Genomic DNA, 17,384 nt, shown 5'->3' on the forward strand with positions numbered 1-17,384 from the left:
GGCGCCTAGGCGACGCTCTCGGTTGCGGGGGTGGGGGCGACCGCGGTGTGCGCGGACGCCTGATCGACGAGCCAGTCGAAGACCGGGTCACCGCCGAAGGTCTCGGGGTGCCACTGCACGCCCACCACCGGCAGCCCGTCGAGCTCGATCGCCTCGACGACGCCGTCGGGCGCCCAGCCGGTCACGGTCACCCCGGCGCCGGGGGCGTCGACCGCCTGGTGGTGGAACGAGTTCACGCGGGTGCTCTCGCCGTAGAGGCCGTGCACGACGCTGCCCTCTGCCGTGCGCACCTCGTGCACCCGGTGGGCGCGGGGGTAGGCGTACGAGCCGTGCGACTCGCCCTCGCCCGCGGCGAGGTGCTGATGCAGGGTGCCGCCGCGGACCACGTTGAGCAGCTGCGCTCCCCGGCACACCCCCAGCAGCGGCAGCGCGCGCTCGATCGCGGCGAGGATCAGCCCCGACTCGAACTCGTCGCGTTGCGGGTCGACGAGGGGCGTGAACGGGCCGGGGGTCTGCCCGTACCGGCGCGGGTCCACGTCGTCGCCGCCGACGATGACGACGCCGTCGAGCCGCGCCACGAGTTCGGCCGGGTCGGCATCCATGGGCAGGTGCACGGGGAGGCCGCCGGCGCGGAGCACCGAGGTGGCGTACTCGCTGAGGTACGCCTCCAGCGGGGCGTCGGCGAAGCCGTACGGGGCGCCGATCGCCGCGCCGCTGGTGCGACGACCGGAGATGCCGATCAGGGGCCGGGGCAGGGCGGGGAGACTGATGATGTCCATCCTTCGGTTTCGGGGTCAGGCGTTCTCGTCGAAGCGCCGCACGATCTGGGCGTAGGCCGCCGGTGCGCTCGCCCGCATGATCGCCGCCTGCACCAGCCCGATCACCGGGGCGATGATCACGACGGCGACGAGGGTGATGCTGATGACGCCCCACGCCGGGTTGCCGTCGGCGTCGACGTCGCTGACGAGCAGCGGGAAGTTCGCGGCGATGAGCACGGCGGATACCGCCAGCCCGAGCAGGCCGAGGCCCGGGGCGATCACGGTGTGCCAGGGGCTGCGCAGGGCGCGGGTGCGGGCGAAGTACACGATCACGGCGAGGCAGGTCACGGCCATGAGGATCACGATCGCGAGGGTGCCGATGCCGGCGAACCAGGAGAAGATGTTCTCCGGCGCGAAGCCGAGGATGGCGAGCAGGGCGATCGCGACGCCCGAGGTGGCGACCTGCACGAGCGAGGCGACGTGGGGCGATCCGTGTCGGGTGTGCACGCTGCCGACGCGGTCGGGCAGCACGCGGGCGTTGGCCATGGCGTGGTGGTAGCGGGTGAGCACGTTGTGCAGCGAGAGCACCGCCGCGAACATGCTGCCCAGGAACAGCAGGGCCACGGCGACCGAGCCGACCGGGCCGAGGTACTGCTCGGTGACGCGGGTGATGAGGGTCGTGGGGTCGGCGGCGGCTTCGTCGATCACGTCTCCCTCCCCCACGCCGACCACCACGGTCCAGGCGGCGAACGCGTAGAAGACGCCGATCACGATCGCGGAGGCGTAGGTGGCGCGCGGGATGGTGCGCTCCGGCGTGCGCACCTCGTCGCGGTACACCACCGTGGACTCGAACCCGATGAAGCTGGCGATGGCGAACATCAGCCCGAGCGCGGGTGCCCCGGAGAGCACGTTCTGCAGGACGAACGAGCCGAAGGTCACGCCGTCGGCTCCGCCGGTGACGAGGATGACGAGCCCCAGCAGGACGACGATCCCGATCTCGGCGAGCAGCACCACGACGAGCACGCGCGAGCTGAGCTCGATCTGCCGGTACCCGAGCGCACCGACCAGCGCGACCGAGACCAGGGTGAGCAGCCACCAGGGGATCTCGGGCCCGCCGAGCAGCGCGATGCTCGATGAGATGGTGGCGCCGAGGTAGGAGAACACCGCGATCTGCACGGTGGTGTAGCAGACCAGGGCGAGGTAGGCGGCGGCGAGGCCGGGGGTGCGACCGAGTCCGTGCGTGATGAACACGAAGAAGGAGCCGGCGCGGGGCAGGTAGCGGCTCATCGCGGTGAGGCCGACGGAGAAGAGCAGCAGGATCACGGTGGCCACGAGGAACATGACCGGGAAGCCGATCCCGTTGCCGAGCAGGTAGCCGATCGGCACGATGCCGCCGACCACGGTGAGGGGCGCGGCAGCGGCGATCACCATGAAGGTGACGGCCACCGCCCCGAGGTTGCCGCGGAGGTTGCGCTCGCGGGGTTGTTCTGCGGAGGGCGACGTCGTTGTCGAAGCATCCATGTCGAAGCATCCTTTGCCGATTGGATCAATGGTCTAATCTTTAGCCCATTGATCGGCGACAGCGCAAGACTTTTCCACGTAACGGCGATCATCCCCGTCCGCCGAGGCACGACGAACAGCGCGACGCCCCGCTCCCGGGGCCGTCAGCGCGCGGTCAGCGCAGCAGGCCCAGGCTCGCCAGGGCGTGCCGGATGAGCGTGCCCCGGCCGCCCTCCATCTCGGCGGCGACCGCGTCGGACGCGGCGGCCTCGGGAGAGAACCAGGTGACCTCCAGCGCGTCCTGCCGCGGCTCGCACGTCCCGGTCACCGGCACCACGAACGCCAGCGACACCGCGTGCTGGCGGTCGTCGTGATAGGCACTGACCCCGGGGATCGGGAAGTACTCCGCCACCGTGAACGGCAGCGGCTGCGGGGGAAGGAGCGGGAAGGCCATGGGCCCCAGGTCGTTCTCGACGTGACGGAACAGGGCGTCGCGGATCGTCTCCCCGAAGCGCACGCGACCCGACACGATGGTCCTGGTCATCTCCCCCATCGGCGTGGAGCGCAGGAGGATGCCGATCTCCGTGACCTGACCGGAGCCGTCGGTGCGGACCGGGATCGCCTCGACGTACAGCATGGGAAGGCGTCGACGCGCCTCCTCGAGTTCCACGTCGCTGAGCCAGCCGGGGTTCGCGTCCGGCGCCGGCGGAGTGGCGTCGCGGAACGCGCCGAGGCCCTCGTCGTCGGGCTCCGGATCGGGATCGGGTGTGCGCACCGCCATGCGTCCTTTCTATCAGCACCCTCCGACGAGGGACACCGGCGGCGCGTCGGTGCCGCCTGGCAGGATGACGGGGTGAGTGAGATTCTGACGATCGACGACACCGCCACCCGCTGGTCGACGGCGGAGCGCGCCGGGCTCCCCCTCGTGGTCCTGCTGCACGGGTACGGCGCCGACGAGCACGACCTGTTCGGGCTCGTCCCCTACCTGCCCGGCGGACTCGCCGTCGCCTCTGTCGCCGCACCGCTCGCGCCGCCGTGGCCCCAGCCCGGACGCTCCTGGTACCCGATCGAGGGCCTGGACGGGCGCAGCTCGACCGCCGTGACGCTCGCGGCGGAGGCGTTCCTCCGCTGGCTCGACGCCGCGGCGGGCGACGCCCCGTCGGTCGCGCTGCTCGGGTTCTCGCAGGGCGCGGCCGTGTCACTGCAGGCACTGCGGCTCGCGCCGGAGCGCTTCGACGCCGTGGTCGCACTGAGCGGCTATGTCGCACCGGAGCCGCTGCCGGGCGACGACGCCCTGACGGAGCTCCGGCCCCGCGTGTTCTGGGGGCGCGGCACGCACGACGACGTGATCCCTCCGGCGCTCATCGACCACACGGCCCAGTGGCTGCCGTCGCACGCCGAGCTGTCCGGCCGCGTCTACAGCGGCCTCACGCACAGCATCTCCGAGGACGAGCTCGGCGACGTGCACCGCTTCCTCACGACCTGGGTCGACGGGATCGACGCGGATCAGGCGGAGGGGTCCCGCCCGTCCTGACCGCGCTCCCCCGGGACTCCCGGGTCGACCGGAGTTCCCGGGTCCGCCGCAGCTTCCGGGCGCTCCCGCTCACCCCCGTCCACCCCGTCCTCCGGATGCCCCGGGTCTCGCTCGCCGTCCGGCCCGCTCGGGTCCGCCCGCTCGGAGCCGCGGAAAGCGACCGAGAGAGCCACGCCGATCGCCAGACCGATGCCGATGCCGAGGGCCCAGTTCTTCATCGCCATGCCGAGGGACACGCCGATCGCCACGCCGAGCGCGAGGCCGACGCCGAGGCCGGTGCGTGCCCGGAGTTCCTCCGGGCTGGGGTTCCGATCCGCCATGCCTCCCACGCTACGCATCCGTCGCGGTGCCGGCATCCCCCGTGCGACGGAGGCGCGACACGCCCGGGAGTTGCGAACGCCGACACGCCCGGGTATCGTCGTGGCGTCCTGTCCGCCGTGTCTGGAAGTCCTTTGATCTGAATCGTCGCCTCCGCGCTCCTCTTTCCGCGCGCTGACCCGACGATCGCCGACTCCCCGGCAGACCCCGCCCTCCGGGTGCGACCCGTTCGCGCCACCCCGGGCCCCGGTGTCAGTGCACCCCCGCACTCGACAGGAGACACCCCGTGTCATACCCCACCACCGTTCATCCCTCGGTCGTGCTCGACCGCCTCACCTACACGTGGCCCGACGGCTCGGTCGCACTCGACGGCGTCTCCGGAGCCTTCGGGTCCGGGCGCACCGGCCTGGTCGGACGCAACGGCGCCGGCAAGTCCACCCTGCTGCGCCTGATCGCCGGCGAGCTCACCCCCACGTCCGGATCCGTCTCCACCTCCGGCGAGGTGGCGTACCTGCCGCAGCAGTTGACGCTCGACGTCGACCGCCGCGTGGCGGAGCTGCTCGGCGTCTCCACCGCGCTCGACGCGGTGCGCGCCATCACCGCGGGCGACGTCGATCCCGCGCACTTCGACGCGGTCGGCGACGACTGGGACATCGAGGCGCGCGCGGAGGCCTCCCTTGCGGAGGCCGGACTCGCCCCCGCGTTCCTCGATCGCACCGTGGGTGAGCTGTCGGGCGGCGAAGCCGTCCTCGTCGCGATCGCCGGGATCCGCCTGCGGCGCGCGCCGATCACGCTCCTGGACGAGCCGACCAACAACCTCGACCGCGACGCCAGGGCGACGCTCGGCGCGATGGTGCAGGCGTGGAAGGGCACGCTCATCGTGGTCAGCCACGACCTGTCGTTGCTCGAGCTGATGGACGACACCGCGGAGCTCTACGGGCAGACGTTGAGCGTGTTCGGCGGGCCGTACTCCGAGTGGCGCGCGTGGCTGGACGCCGAGCAGGACGCGGCGCGGCAGGCCGAGGTCGCCGCGGCGCAGGCGCTGCGCAAGGAGAAGCGGCAGCGCATCGAGGCGGAGGTCAAGCTCGCCCACCGCGCCCGCACCGCCAAGAAGGCCGAGGTCGAGAAGCGCGTGCCGAAGATCATCGCACATGGCAGGAAGATGGCCGCCGAGGTGTCGGCGGGCAAGCTGCGCACCGAGGTCGGGGCGAAGGAGGAGGCGGCCCGCGCCGCGCACGACGAGGCCGGGCGCCGGATCCGCTCGGACGACACCATGAAGATCGAGCTCCCCGACCCGCAGGTCTCCCGCGCGCGCCGCATCGCCGAGCTCGGAGACGGCGAGCGCTCCTGGATCGTGCAGGGCCCCGAGCGCGTGGCGCTGATCGGTCGCAACGGCGCCGGCAAGACCACCCTGCTCGAACAGCTCGTCGCCAGCGGTGTTCGCGCCACAGGAGATCGGGACCCCATCGCAGCGGCTCCACCCGGTGTGGCCGATTCCGGGCCTGACCTCCCGAGGGACGACCGGCCGGAGTTGCGGGCGGAGGCGTTCACCGACCGGATCGGCTACCTTCCGCAGCGCGTGGACGGCCTCGACGAGGGCGCGTCGGTGTTCGACAACATCGCCCGCCGGGCCCCGCACGTGCCGGAGAAGGAGCTGCGCAACCGCCTGGCCCGGTTCCTCCTCCGTGGAGCGACCGTCGAGCGCCCGGTCGCGGCGCTGTCCGGGGGCGAGCGGTTCCGCGTGGCGCTGGCGAGACTCCTCCTGGCGGACCCGGCGCCCCACCTGGTGGTGCTGGACGAGCCGACCAACAACCTCGACCTGGACACGGTCGATCAGCTGGTCGAGGCGCTGCGCACCTATCGCGGCGCCGTGCTCATCGTCAGCCACGATGATGCGTTCCTGCGGCGACTCGACCTCGACCTCACCCTCGAGATCGACGCGGAGGGTGCGCTGCAGGAGACGGCGCTCCCGCCGTCGTGAACGCCCGGGTCCCGCGGCGTCGTCCGGCGGCGCGGGACCCGCACGCGACTCAGACCGACACCGCCAGAGGCACGGCGACGACTGCGTAGAGGATGCCGAGCAGAAGGGTGTGCACGACGCAGAAGCCCACGGCCTCGGTCACTCGTCCCGGCGCCGCGAAGTGCGCGACGAGCAGCCGCGCGAACCTCATCGGGCGCGCGAGGTCCCACGAGTTGAAGCGGATGTGACGGCCGAGATAGATGCCGAACGACACGAGCACGAGAACGGCGGCGACCACCAGCCAAGAGTCCGCACGGGTGAAGGGGGCGGCGTCGTCCTCGTACCAGATCGCCACCACGAGCATCTGGACCACGAAAACGTTGACGAGCGCGTTCAACACCCCGGACATCGCCAGTGCCAGGGTCGCGACGATATCGAACCACAGCGGCACCACGTCGCCCTCGCGGCGGTGCGTGAAGTTGAGCTCCGTGATCAGGTAGGCCGAGTTCGGCAGGAGCAGTAGCCACACCACGGCCCCGATCACCAGGATGATCCAGGGGACGGGCGACGAGGCGCGGGCATCGACGGCGACCTCGATGGCGAGGGTGGCCGCCAGAACCAGGGCCGGCGCGGCAGACAGCGCCAGGTTCAGCACCATAGGCCGATACAGCGGAACGCGATACACCGGCGCGCGCAGCAGGACCAGGGCGAGCGCATACAGGTTCAGAGCGACCACCCCCGCCCCCATCAGCAGGACCGCCGTCACGGCGTCGGCGTGGGGGTCGGGACGGCGTGCGAATCGTCGTGCTGCGTGTCATCGGGACGAGCGGTCGCCGCCGCGGGCTTCTTCGCCGCCTTCGCCGCCTCCCGGGCGGCATCGGCCGCGGCCTTCGCGGCTGCATCGGCGGCCTGTGCCTCGTCGAGGTGCGCCTGGGCGATCGCCCCCGTGACGACCGCCGCATAGATGTCGCCGCCCGCGGGTTGCGGATGGATGCCGTCGCCGGCGAGGTCGTCAGGGTAGGGCGTGATGGCACCGTCCCAGTCGGCGACCGTGACGTTCGGATACGCGGCGGCGAAGTCGGCGAGCGTCGCGTTGCCGCCCGGGATCCAGCTGCGCTGCGCGTGCGCGTTCACGAACACCAGGGTGCGGTCCGGGCCGACGATCCCGAGGATGTCGGCGAGCAGGTCGGGATCGACGCCGCCGTTGGTCGCCAGCCCCACGACGACCGTCGGACGCAGGGCACCGTCATTCGCGAGCGACGACAGGATGCCCGTGGCCGGCCACATGCTGCGCGAGACCTGGGCGTCGATGGCGATGCCGGGCAGCGCGTTCTGCAATTCGGGCGCGGCGGCGAGCATGACCGAGTCGCCGACCGCCGTGATGTCGGTGCCGAGGATGGGCGGCGGCGTCGCCGCGGTGCTGGTCGGCGAGGGCGAGGGCGAGGGCGTCGGACCGGAGTCGGCGCCGGAACCCGTCTGCGGCGACGCGGCCGGGGCGGGGGCGGCGTGGGCGATCGCCTCGCGGCCGCGCTCGACGAGGGCCTCGGCCGCCGAGGCGTAGTCATGGCCGATCGCGATGCCCGCGCTCGCGACCGCCAGCACCCCGACCACGAGCGCCGGCAGCACGACGTGTCGACGGGGAAGCGGCGGATGCACGCGCAGGCCGCGCCGGAAGGGTGTCTCGACGAAGGCGTAGGAGAGCGCGGCGACGAGGATGGACAGCGCCGCCGTCACGACCGCGACGAGCAGTGGCTGCGCCGCGAGCGGAGTGGCCCCCAGGATCAGCAGCAGCGGCCAGTGCCACAGGTAGACCGCGTACGAGCGCTCGCCCAGCCAGGACAGCGGGGCCGCATCCAGCACACGGCCGAGCGGCGGCACCGTCGCCGCCGACCAGATCAGGCCGAGAGCGGCGAGGCTGGCCAGCGCGAGGCCGCCGTGCGCGGCAGCGGGAGATGCGTCCGACAGCACCACGGCGAGCGCGACCAGCACGCCGAGCGAGGCGACGCCGAGAGCCGTCCGCGCCACGGCCTGCCGACCGGTGGCCATGCGCACCTCTCCCGCTCCCATCCCGACGGCGAGAGCGACGCCCAGCAGCAGTCCGAACGCGTGGGTGTCGGTGCCGAAGTAGGCGCGGGTCGGCGATCCCAGCGGCGGCGCCGACAGCAGCACCATCGCCCCCGCTGACAGCACGGCCAGCACGAGGGCGAGGACGACGACGGTGCGGCGACGCCAGCGCACGACCACCAGCAGCAGGACCAGCAGCAACGGCCAGATCAGGTAGAACTGCTCCTCGACCGCCAGCGAGCACAGGTTGGTGAACAGGTCGGGCTGGTCGGCTTGGAAGTAGTCGCCGTCCGCGGCGATCGCCAGCCAGTTCGAGCTGAACGTGAGAGCGCCGATCAACTGACGCCGGATGCCCGACAGCAGGTGCGGAGCGACCAGGAAGGCGAGCGGGATGCAGACGGCCAGCACGAGCGCGAGTGCCGGCAGGATGCGTCGGGCGCGCCGCGCCCAGAACGCGCCGAGCGACACCCGGCCGGTGCGCGCGCGTTCGCGCAGCAGGAGTCGGGTGACGATGAAGCCGCTCACGACGAAGAAGACGTCGACGCCGATCAATCCGCCGGGCACCGCAGCGGGGAGGAGGTGGTAGCCGAGGACGGCGACGACGGCCAGGGCGCGCAGTCCGGTCAGCCCGGAGACGCGAGAGGAGGGGGACGCCGAGGCGGCGGAGGAGGAGGCGAGGAGAGGCATGAGGATGTCACTTCGATTCGGACGGTAACACGCTAGACGTTACCCGGTATTCCTGAGTGCGCCCCTGTCGCGCCGGGGCGAGCGCCCGTCGGCCCCAATGTCGGCGGCGTCCACGAAGATGGGGGGATGAGCGATGTGCTCGAACGCTTCACGCCCGCCACCCAGGACTGGTTCCGCGGCGCCTTCACCGCGCCCACTCCCGCTCAGGCGGGGGCGTGGGAGGCGATCTCGGCGGGCAAGCACGCGCTCGTGGTCGCGCCGACGGGCTCCGGCAAGACGCTGTCGGCGTTCCTCTGGGCGATCGACAGCGTGTTCCGCGAGCGCGCCGAGGCGCCCGTGGACGCAGACTCCGGGCGCACGCGCATCCTCTACATCTCCCCGCTGAAGGCGCTGGGTGTCGACGTCGAGCGCAACCTGCGGTCCCCGCTGATCGGGATCGGGCAGTCCGCGCGGCGACTGGGGCTCGCCGCCCCCGCGGTCACGGTCGGGGTGCGCTCGGGCGACACCACCTCCAGCGACCGGCGCAAGCTCGTGTCCGACCCGCCCGACATCCTCATCACCACACCCGAGTCGCTGTACCTGATGCTCACCAGCCGCGCCGGGGAGACCCTGCGCGACGTGCACACCGTGATCATCGACGAGGTGCACGCCGTGGCAGCCACCAAGCGTGGCGCGCATCTGGCGGTCAGCCTGGAACGCCTCGACGCGCTGCGGGCCGCGCACGGCAACGAGAAGCCGGCGCAGCGGATCGGGCTGTCCGCCACCGTGCGACCCCTCGACGAGGTCGCGCGGTTCCTCGGCGGAGCCGACCCGGTCGAGATCGTGGCCCCGCCGGCGTCCAAGACGTTCGAGCTGGGCGTGGTCGTGCCGATGGACGACATGACCAACCCGCCGCCGCCCCCCGGTGCGCCGCCCGAGGCACCGGGGATCGACGCGGAATACACCGAGGTGACCGGTTCGGTGTGGCCGCACGTGGAGGAGGCGATCGTCGACCGCATCCTCCAGAACAACTCGACGATCGTGTTCGCGAACTCCCGCCGCCTCGCGGAGCGGCTGACGGGACGCCTCAACGAGATCTACTCCGAGCGGATCGGGGTCGCGCTTCCCGACGCGTCCGTGCCCGCGGCGATGATGGCGCAGGCGGGGGCGACCGCGGGAGCGGATCCGGTGCTCGCGAAAGCCCATCACGGTTCGGTGTCGAAGGAGCAGCGGGCGCAGGTCGAGGAGGAGCTGAAGTCGGGCGTGCTGCGCTGCGTCGTCGCGACCAGCAGCCTGGAGCTGGGCATCGACATGGGCGCGGTCGACCTGGTGATCCAGGTCGAGGCTCCGCCGTCCGCCGCGTCCGGGCTCCAGCGCGTCGGGCGCGCCGGGCACCAGGTGGGCGAGATCAGTCGCGCCGCCCTGTTCCCCAAGCACCGCGGCGACGTGCTGCACACGGCGATCGTCACGGAGCGCATGCTCGCCGGCAAGATCGAGGCCATCCAGGTGCCGCGCAACCCGCTCGACATCCTCGCGCAGCAGACCGTGGCGGCGAGCGCCCTCGGTGCCATCAGCGTCGAGGAGTGGTTCGAGACCGTGCGGCGGTCCGCGCCGTTCCAGTCCCTTCCGCGCTCGGCGTACGAGGCCACGCTCGACCTGCTCGCCGGCCGCTTCCCCTCGGACGAGTTCGCCGAACTGCGGCCGCGTCTGGTGTGGGATCGCGACGCGGGCACGCTGACCGGTCGCCCCGGGGCGCAGCGCATCGCGGTGACCAGCGGCGGCACGATCCCCGACCGCGGGCTGTTCGGGGTGTTCGTCGCGGGCGAGTCGACCGGGGCGCGGGTCGGCGAGCTCGACGAGGAGATGGTGTACGAGTCGCGCGTGGGCGACGTGTTCACGCTCGGCACCACGAGCTGGCGCATCGCCGAGATCACGCACGACCGCGTGAACGTGATCCCCGCGTACGGCCAGCCGGGCAAGGTGCCGTTCTGGCACGGTGACGGGATCGGCCGGCCGTTCGAGCTCGGTGAGGCCCTGGGCGCGTTCTCCCGCGAGGTCTCCTCCGCCTCACCGGAGAAGGCGCAGCAGCGGCTGATCGAGGCCGGGCTCGACGAGCAGGCGCGCGCCAATCTGATGGCCCACCTGACCGAGCAGCGCGAGGCGACGGGCACCCTGCCGACGGACCGCACCCTCACGGTCGAACGCGGTCACGACGAGGTCGGCGACTGGCGCGTGATCCTCCATTCCCCGTACGGCATGAAGGTGCACGCGCCCTGGGCCCTCGCGATCAACGCGCGGGTGCGCGAGCGGCTGGGCGTCGAGGGCTCCGCCGTGGCGAGCGACGACGGCATCATCGTGCGCATCCCCGACGCCGAGGCCGAGCCGCCCGGCGCCGAGCTGTTCGTGTTCGACCCCGACGAGCTGGAGCAGCTCGTGACCCAGGAGGTGGGCGGTTCGGCGCTGTTCGCCTCCCGGTTCCGCGAGTGCGCGGCGCGGGCGCTGCTCATGCCCCGCACGAACCCCAACCGGCGCACGCCCCTGTGGCAGCAGCGGCAGCGGTCGGCGCAGCTGCTCGAGGTCGCCCGACGGCACCCCACGTTCCCGGTGATCCTGGAGACGCTGCGCGAGGTGCTGCAGGACGTGTACGACCTGCCGTCCCTGCGCAAGCTCGCGACCGCGATCGGCGACCGCCGCGTCCGGCTCGTGGAGACCCAGCCCGGCCAGCCCTCCCCCTACGCCCGCGACCTGCTGTTCGGGTATGTCGGCGCGTTCATGTACGAGGGCGACTCGCCGCTGGCCGAACGCCGGGCGGCCGCCCTCTCCGTCGACCCTGCGCTGCTGGGCGAGCTGCTGGGCACGGTGGAGCTGCGGGAGCTGCTCGACCCCGACGTGATCGCGCAGTTCGAGCGCGAGGCGCAGCGCCTCGACCCCGAGCGGCGGGTGCGCGGTCTGGAGGGCGTGGCCGACCTGCTGCGCATGCTGGGCCCGCTCGACGCCGACGAGGTGTCGGCGCGACTCGACCCCGACTCGACCGCCGGCGCCAGCGCCGCGACGCTGCTGGATGAGCTGATCGGCGCCCGCCGTGCCATCCCGGTCACCGTGGCCGGTGTCGCCAGGGTGGCCGCGATCGAAGACGCCGGTCGGCTGCGCGACGCCCTCGGCGCGGCCCTGCCCACGGGGATCCCGGTCGCGTTCCTCGAGCCGGTCGCCGATCCCCTGGGCGACCTGGTGGCGCGGTACGCCCGGACGCACGGGCCCTTCACGACCACGGCCGTCGCGACCCGGTTCGGTCTCGGCGCCGCGGTCGCCCGGCACACGCTGCAGCGCCTGGAGACGAACGGTCGTCTGACCAGCGGCTACTTCCTGCCGACCGCGGCGGGCAGCGGCGACGACCTCGAGTGGTGCGACACCGAGGTCCTGCGACGGCTGCGCATGCGCTCGCTCGCGGCGATCCGCGGCTCCGTCGAGCCGGTGTCGCCGGAGGCCTACGCGCGATTCCTGCCCGACTGGCAGCACCTCGGTCGGCCGCTGGAGGGCATCGACGGCGTGCTCACCGTGATCGAGCAGTTCGCGGGCGTGCCGATCCCCGCGAGCGCGTGGGAGTCGCTCGTGCTGCCGTCGCGGGTGCGCGACTACTCCCCCGCGATGCTCGACGAGCTCACGGCCGCGGGCGAGGTGATCTGGTCGGGCCACGGCACGCTTCCGGGCCGTGACGGCTGGGTGTCGCTGCACCCCGTCGACCTCGCCCCGTTCACGCTTCCCGAGCCCGACGCCGAGATCGCCGCGGACTCCCTGGAGGCCCGGCTGCTCGACGCCCTCGCCGCGGGCGGCGCCTACTTCGCGGCGCAGCTGAAGGACATGTCCGGAGCCGAGAACGAGCAGTCGGTGCTCGAGGCGCTGTGGGCCCTGACCTGGTCGGGGCACGTGACGAACGACACCTTCGCGCCCATCCGCTCGCTGCTCGCGGGCGGGTCGCAGGCGCACAAGGTGAAGCGGCGTGCCCCCCGCGCGCGCACCTACCGCGGGATGTCGCTCACGCGCACGGCACCGCGGCCGACCTCGATCGGCGGACGCTGGTCTCTGCTGCCGGCGATCGAGACGGATGCCGCGCGACGCGCCACCGTGACCGCCGGGCTCCTGCTCGACCGCTACGGCGTGGTGACCCGCGGCGCGGTGCAGGCGGAGGGCGTGCCCGGCGGTTTCGCCCAGGCGTACCGCGTGCTGGCGGGCTTCGAGGAGGCGGGACACTGCCGGCGCGGTTATGTGATCGAGAAGCTCGGCGCCGCGCAGTTCGCGGCCTCGGCGACGGTCGACCGGCTGCGCACCTACGCGGGGCTCGCGGATCCGCCGCCCCGCACGGCCGTGACCCTCGCGGCCACCGACCCCGCGAACCCCTACGGCGCCGCGCTCGGCTGGCCGAAGCTCGACGGCGTGTCGCACCGGCCCGGGCGCAAGGCGGGCGGTCTCGTGGTGCTGGTCGACGGCGCGCTGGTGCTGTCGCTCGAGCGCGGCGGGCGCACGGTGCTGTGCTTCACCGACGACCCCGAGGTGCTGCGCGCCGCGACCGCCGACCTCGCGGCGACCGCCCGCGACCGCCGCCTCGACACCCTCACGGTGGAGAAGGTCAACGGCGAGGGCGTCTACGGCACCGAGCTCGCGGCCGCCCTGCAGGAGGCCGGGTTCGTGCAGACGCCGCGGGGGTTCACGCTCCGCAAGGCCGTCTGAGCACTCCCGCGCGCTCGTCGCCGCCACCCCGCCCGCCCGACACCTACCCTGGAGCCATGGTCAGAGAGTTCAGCGCCGGCGTCCGCACCCTGTTCCGCGGCTTCGGTGTGTGGCGCACGCGCCCGGGGCTCATGGCGCTCGGGCTGATCCCCGCGGTGATCGCCGTGATCGTGCTGGCCGCCGCGATCATCCCGCTCATCATCGGGATGCCGTCGATCTCGTCCTGGCTGACGCCGTTCGCCGACCGGTGGGGCGAGCCCTGGCGCGGTCTGCTGCGCACGGCCGTCGGTCTCGTGGTGGTCGCGGCCGCCCTGGCCCTGGCCAGCTCGGTGTTCAGCGCCCTCACCCTCACGATCGGCGACCCGTTCTACCAGCGCATCTGGCACGCGGTCGAGGTCGACCTCGGCCACCCGCCCGCGACGGACGGCGGCGGGTTCTGGACCACCGTCGGCGAGGGCCTGCGGCTGGTGGTCCTCGGCATCCTGATCGCGCTGCTCGTGCTGGTGCTCGGCCTGATCCCGGCGGTCGGCGGCGTCCTGGCCCCGGTGATGGGCGTGATCCTGACCGGACGGCTGCTGGCGCGCGAGCTGACCGGGCGCGCGTTCGATGCGCGTGAGCTCAGCCCGTCCGACCGCGCTGTCCTGTTCTCCGGCAGCAGGGCGCGCGTGCTGGGCTTCGGCGTCGCGACGCAGCTGTGCTTCCTGATCCCCGGCGGCGCGATCGCGGTGATGCCCGCTGCGGTCGCCGGGAGCACGATGCTCGCCCGCGACATGATGACCCGCCGGCCCCTGCCCGCGGCGACCGCCCCGTCCGATGCCGCCGCTCCGCCCGCCGTGACGCCGCCCTCACCGGACGGGAGGCGCTGATGCCCGAGGGCGACACCGTCTTCCGCACCGCACGGCGTCTCGACGAGGCACTGGCGGGTGCCGAGGTCACGCGCTTCGACCTGCGCGTGCCCCGCTTCGCGACGGTCGACCTGACCGGACAGCGCGTGCACGCGGCGGTGCCGCGCGGCAAGCATCTGCTGCTGCGCATCGGTGACAGCACACTGCATTCCCATCTGCGCATGGACGGCGCCTGGTTCGTGTACCGCGCCGGCGAGAGGTGGCGGCACCCGGCCTTCAAGGTGCGCGCGATCGTGGGCACCGCGGAGCGTGAGGCCGTCGGCGTGGACATCGCGGAGGTCGAGGTCGTCCCCACCCGCGACGAGGGTGAGCTGGTGGGCTACCTCGGACCGGATCCGCTCGCCGCGGACTGGGATGCGGCCGAGGCCGTGCGACGACTCGGTGCCGACGCCCGCAGCATCCACGTGGCGCTGCTCGACCAGCGAAACGTGGCCGGGTTCGGGAACGAGTACGCCGCGGAACTCCTGTTCCTGCGCGGAATCCTCCCGACGACGCCGACGGCCGACGTCGATGTGGCCGCGCTGCTCGACCTGGGTGTGCGCACCATCCGCGCGAACCGCGACCGCCGCCACCGCACCTTCACCGGCATCGATCGTCCGGGCCAGGGGACATGGGTGTACGGACGTGCCGGACGCCCGTGCCGCCGCTGCGGCACCCTCATCCGACGGGGCGAGCAGGGCGCCGATCCCACCCGCGAGCGCATCACGTTCTGGTGCCCGCGCTGCCAGCGCTGAGCCGCATCCATCCGGGGGAATGAAAACACCCCGCCCGTGGTTGTTGATATATCCGGAGAACTCCGGAACACGGGAGGAATCGTGGGCAAGAACTACGTCGACATCGAGAACGACCACGGGGCGACGCTGCGGTACCGCAAGCACGCCAACGGTCGGGGTCTCGTCGCGCACGGCGCGAAGGTGCACCCCAAGGCACACATCGAGGCGGGCGCCTACATCGAACCCGGCGCGCGCGTCGGGGCGGGAGCCATCATCGCGCGCGGGGCGTGGATCGACGAAGACGCCGTGATCGGCGAGGGCGCGTACATCGACGCGCACGCGCACGTGGGACCGGGGGCGGCGGTGGGCGACCACGCGCACGTCGGCGTCCGCACCGACATCGGACCCGGCGCCCGCATCGTTCCCGGCGCCCGCATCGGCGACGACGAGACGGTCGCCGCCGGCCTCACGGTCGCCACGGATCAGAAGGGCCTCTGGCTGGCCGCCTGACCGCGACTCGGGCAGGGCCGGGCCGCACCGGGCATCACCGCCCGGCGGACGGTCACTCGCCGTCGGACGAGGATCGCCGACCCGTCATCACGAGGTCGAACGTGCTGCTGTTCGTGCCCAGGTAGTTCACGTGGACGGAGGCGGCCACGACGTTCTCGCCGTCGTGCAGCAGGCCCCGCGGCACGGTGAACGTCACGGGGTCGTCCGTGGCGTTGTCGGTCGAACGCCCGACGTCTGCGAACGTCTCACTCGTGGGCTTCTTCGACGCGAGGTGCGAGGTGCCGATCAGGGCGCCGTTGACCCAGACCGCGACGCCGTCATCGGCCCTCGTGCTCACCGTCACCGTCGACAGCTCCTCGACGTCGTCCAGCTCCACCGTCTTCCGGAACAGCATCGCCCGCGCGCGGTTCTCCGGCGGCGGGCCGAGGTCGATCGGCGTCTGCACGCCCTTGCCCCACCCGAGCGGGGCCGTGCCGGTCTGCCAGTCGTCGTCGTCGAACGCCGCGCTCTTCCACCCGCGCGGCCACGCGCCGAGCTCGTTCCACACCTTCCAGTCCGACCCGCCGCGCAACAGCACCCGGTCGTCCGTCGGCGTGAGGTCGAGCGGGAACGTGAAGCGGCCGTCGTAGTCCTTCTCGTACTGCCGCAGCGTGGGCGAATACGTGTGGGCATCGACCGTGCCCGCGGCCGGGTCGACGGTGTAGTACCGCAGCCACCCGTCGCCGCCGTTGGCGCGGCCCTGGTAGTTCGACAGGATCTGCGGCACGGGGCGCCCGCACGCGTTGAGGTCGCTGCGCCGCGCCTCGCCCGCGTCTCCCACCGCCCAGTGCCCGTTGACCACCATCGCGATGGAGCAGTTCTGCGAGATGAAGTCCCGCCACAGGTCGACCTCGGTCACCGGGGTCACGTCGGTGCGCTCGGTGGCGGTCGACCGCGCGCCGCCCGTGGTGATGAGACCGTGGACGGCCAGGATCACCGTCCGGTCGGGGTGCGCGTCGATCACGCGCTGCGCCCAATCCAGTGCGTACGCGGGCGTCTCGTACTCGAGGCTGAGCAGCAGCAGCTTCGTGTCGCCCACGGTCAGCAGGCTGTAGTTGTCCTTGTTCTGGCGGTCGATGCCGTCCTGGCCGAACTGGTCTTGACCGAGGTACCCGCCGTACGACACGGTCGCGCTGTTCCAGGTCGCATCGGCGTAGCGGCTCGGCGGGAAGTACTCGTCGTACGTGCTCGACTCGCCCGTCGTCACGTCGAGGTCGTGGTTGCCCGGCAGCACGGAGCTGGGCACCCCGGCGTCGTCGAGGATCGCCATCGCGCGGCTCGCGCGCTCCCACTGGTGCACGTCGGGCCAGGAGTCGACGAGGTCGCCCACCTGGATCACGAACTTCGTGTTGAGCTGCTCACGGGTGTCGACGATCCACTGCGTCTGCGCGTTCAGGCTCTGCGCGAGCTCGTCCGAGACGGTGTACTTCTGCGTGTCGGGCAGCACCACGATCGTGAAGGGCTCCGGACGCTCGCGCTCGTCGTCCCCGGCGCTCGTGATCGCCGCCGGGGAGGCCAGCACGAGTCCCCCGAGCACGGCGAGCACCCCGCCGAGCACCCGCACACCGCGGCTCCTGCGCATCGCAGAGCGCATCTCCCCACCCCCGTTCGCCGTCGATCCCCACGATCGACCGCCCGCCCTCTCCGTCCCACAGCGGAGGTGCATCCAGGGTCACAGGTCGGACGCCGAAT

13 protein-coding genes are annotated in these 17,384 nt (G+C 72.6%); 6 read left to right on the forward strand and 7 right to left on the reverse strand.

Features of this window, described 5'->3' with window-relative positions; translation table 11 throughout:
* Positions 1 to 5 precede the first annotated feature (5 nt).
* From ACFWCH_RS01530 to ACFWCH_RS01540, 3 genes are all read right to left on the reverse strand, one after another.
* On the reverse strand, positions 6 to 779 hold the full coding sequence (locus tag ACFWCH_RS01530; RefSeq protein ID WP_136035653.1) for a gamma-glutamyl-gamma-aminobutyrate hydrolase family protein: 774 nt from the start codon (positions 777 to 779) through the stop codon (positions 6 to 8).
* Between the two features lie 15 nt (positions 780 to 794).
* A complete protein-coding gene (locus ACFWCH_RS01535; protein ID WP_136044473.1) occupies positions 795 to 2,279 on the reverse strand; it encodes an APC family permease in 1,485 nt (494 codons plus the stop codon).
* 154 nt (positions 2,280 to 2,433) lie between these two features.
* Positions 2,434 to 3,039 carry a DUF4916 domain-containing protein gene (locus tag ACFWCH_RS01540; RefSeq protein ID WP_136044474.1) on the reverse strand — a complete coding sequence of 202 codons (606 nt, stop codon included), beginning with the start codon at positions 3,037 to 3,039 and terminating at the stop codon, positions 2,434 to 2,436.
* 72 nt (positions 3,040 to 3,111) lie between these two features.
* On the opposite strand from ACFWCH_RS01540, the gene ACFWCH_RS01545 reads away from it, so the two are divergent.
* Entirely contained in the window at positions 3,112 to 3,792 is a 681-nt protein-coding gene (locus ACFWCH_RS01545) for an alpha/beta hydrolase (RefSeq protein ID WP_378802747.1), read from the forward strand.
* Here the strand turns inward: ACFWCH_RS01545 and ACFWCH_RS01550 are convergent.
* Positions 3,765 to 4,112 carry a hypothetical protein gene (locus ACFWCH_RS01550; protein ID WP_378802748.1) on the reverse strand — a complete coding sequence of 116 codons (348 nt, stop codon included), beginning with the start codon at positions 4,110 to 4,112 and terminating at the stop codon, positions 3,765 to 3,767. The two genes, ACFWCH_RS01545 and ACFWCH_RS01550, sit on opposite strands and share 28 nt — an antisense overlap.
* Before the next feature lie 284 nt (positions 4,113 to 4,396).
* On the opposite strand from ACFWCH_RS01550, the gene ACFWCH_RS01555 reads away from it, so the two are divergent.
* A complete protein-coding gene (locus ACFWCH_RS01555) occupies positions 4,397 to 6,091 on the forward strand; it encodes an ABC-F family ATP-binding cassette domain-containing protein (protein ID WP_378802749.1) in 1,695 nt (564 codons plus the stop codon).
* Between the two features lie 49 nt (positions 6,092 to 6,140).
* Here the strand turns inward: ACFWCH_RS01555 and ACFWCH_RS01560 are convergent, their stop codons facing one another.
* Positions 6,141 to 6,836 carry a DUF1361 domain-containing protein gene (locus ACFWCH_RS01560; RefSeq protein WP_378802750.1) on the reverse strand — a complete coding sequence of 232 codons (696 nt, stop codon included), beginning with the start codon at positions 6,834 to 6,836 and terminating at the stop codon, positions 6,141 to 6,143.
* Positions 6,833 to 8,821, reverse strand: a complete 1,989-nt coding sequence (locus tag ACFWCH_RS01565) for an acyltransferase family protein (protein ID WP_378802751.1) — start codon at positions 8,819 to 8,821, stop codon at positions 6,833 to 6,835. Before ACFWCH_RS01565 ends, ACFWCH_RS01560 begins: the two co-directional genes overlap by 4 nt.
* Before the next feature lie 126 nt (positions 8,822 to 8,947).
* Here ACFWCH_RS01565 and ACFWCH_RS01570 point away from each other — a divergent pair, with 126 nt between their 5' ends.
* The 4 genes from ACFWCH_RS01570 (at position 8,948) to ACFWCH_RS01585 (ending at position 15,653) form a co-directional block, all read left to right on the forward strand.
* Positions 8,948 to 13,525: an ATP-dependent helicase gene (locus ACFWCH_RS01570; protein ID WP_378802752.1), complete on the forward strand. Its 4,578-nt coding sequence runs from the start codon at positions 8,948 to 8,950 to the stop codon at positions 13,523 to 13,525.
* Between the two features lie 56 nt (positions 13,526 to 13,581).
* Positions 13,582 to 14,391, forward strand: coding sequence for an EI24 domain-containing protein (locus ACFWCH_RS01575; RefSeq protein ID WP_378802753.1), 810 nt, complete (start codon positions 13,582 to 13,584; stop codon positions 14,389 to 14,391).
* Positions 14,391 to 15,164 (forward strand): DNA-formamidopyrimidine glycosylase family protein, encoded by a 774-nt coding sequence (locus ACFWCH_RS01580; RefSeq protein WP_378802754.1) that lies wholly within the window; start codon positions 14,391 to 14,393, stop codon positions 15,162 to 15,164. The genes ACFWCH_RS01575 and ACFWCH_RS01580 overlap by 1 nt, the downstream gene beginning before the upstream one ends.
* Positions 15,165 to 15,245: 81 nt before the next feature.
* Positions 15,246 to 15,653 carry a DapH/DapD/GlmU-related protein gene (locus ACFWCH_RS01585; protein ID WP_136033147.1) on the forward strand — a complete coding sequence of 136 codons (408 nt, stop codon included), beginning with the start codon at positions 15,246 to 15,248 and terminating at the stop codon, positions 15,651 to 15,653.
* A gap of 52 nt (positions 15,654 to 15,705) precedes the next feature.
* Here ACFWCH_RS01585 and ACFWCH_RS01590 read toward each other — a convergent pair whose 3' ends face one another.
* Positions 15,706 to 17,274 carry a metallophosphoesterase gene (locus ACFWCH_RS01590; protein ID WP_378802755.1) on the reverse strand — a complete coding sequence of 523 codons (1,569 nt, stop codon included), beginning with the start codon at positions 17,272 to 17,274 and terminating at the stop codon, positions 15,706 to 15,708.
* Positions 17,275 to 17,384: the final 110 nt, after the last annotated feature.

The organism is Microbacterium sp. NPDC060132 (assembly GCF_042729675.1).
GTDB lineage: Bacteria > Actinomycetota > Actinomycetes > Actinomycetales > Microbacteriaceae > Microbacterium > Microbacterium sufflavum.

Bases quoted from the DNA above. Each gene is read 5' to 3' on its own strand.
- ACFWCH_RS01530 (WP_136035653.1), bottom strand. From the start codon at position 779: ATGGACATCATCAGTCTCCCCGCCCTGCCCCGGCCCCTGATCGGCATC.
- ACFWCH_RS01535 (WP_136044473.1), bottom strand. From the start codon at position 2,279: ATGGATGCTTCGACAACGACGTCGCCCTCCGCAGAACAACCCCGCGAG.
- ACFWCH_RS01540 (WP_136044474.1), bottom strand. From the start codon at position 3,039: ATGGCGGTGCGCACACCCGATCCCGATCCGGAGCCCGACGACGAGGGC.
- ACFWCH_RS01550 (WP_378802748.1), bottom strand. From the start codon at position 4,112: ATGGCGGATCGGAACCCCAGCCCGGAGGAACTCCGGGCACGCACCGGC.
- ACFWCH_RS01565 (WP_378802751.1), bottom strand. From the start codon at position 8,821: ATGCCTCTCCTCGCCTCCTCCTCCGCCGCCTCGGCGTCCCCCTCCTCT.
- ACFWCH_RS01570 (WP_378802752.1), top strand. From the start codon at position 8,948: ATGAGCGATGTGCTCGAACGCTTCACGCCCGCCACCCAGGACTGGTTC.
- ACFWCH_RS01575 (WP_378802753.1), top strand. From the start codon at position 13,582: ATGGTCAGAGAGTTCAGCGCCGGCGTCCGCACCCTGTTCCGCGGCTTC.
- ACFWCH_RS01580 (WP_378802754.1), top strand. From the start codon at position 14,391: ATGCCCGAGGGCGACACCGTCTTCCGCACCGCACGGCGTCTCGACGAG.
- ACFWCH_RS01590 (WP_378802755.1), bottom strand. From the start codon at position 17,274: ATGCGCAGGAGCCGCGGTGTGCGGGTGCTCGGCGGGGTGCTCGCCGTG.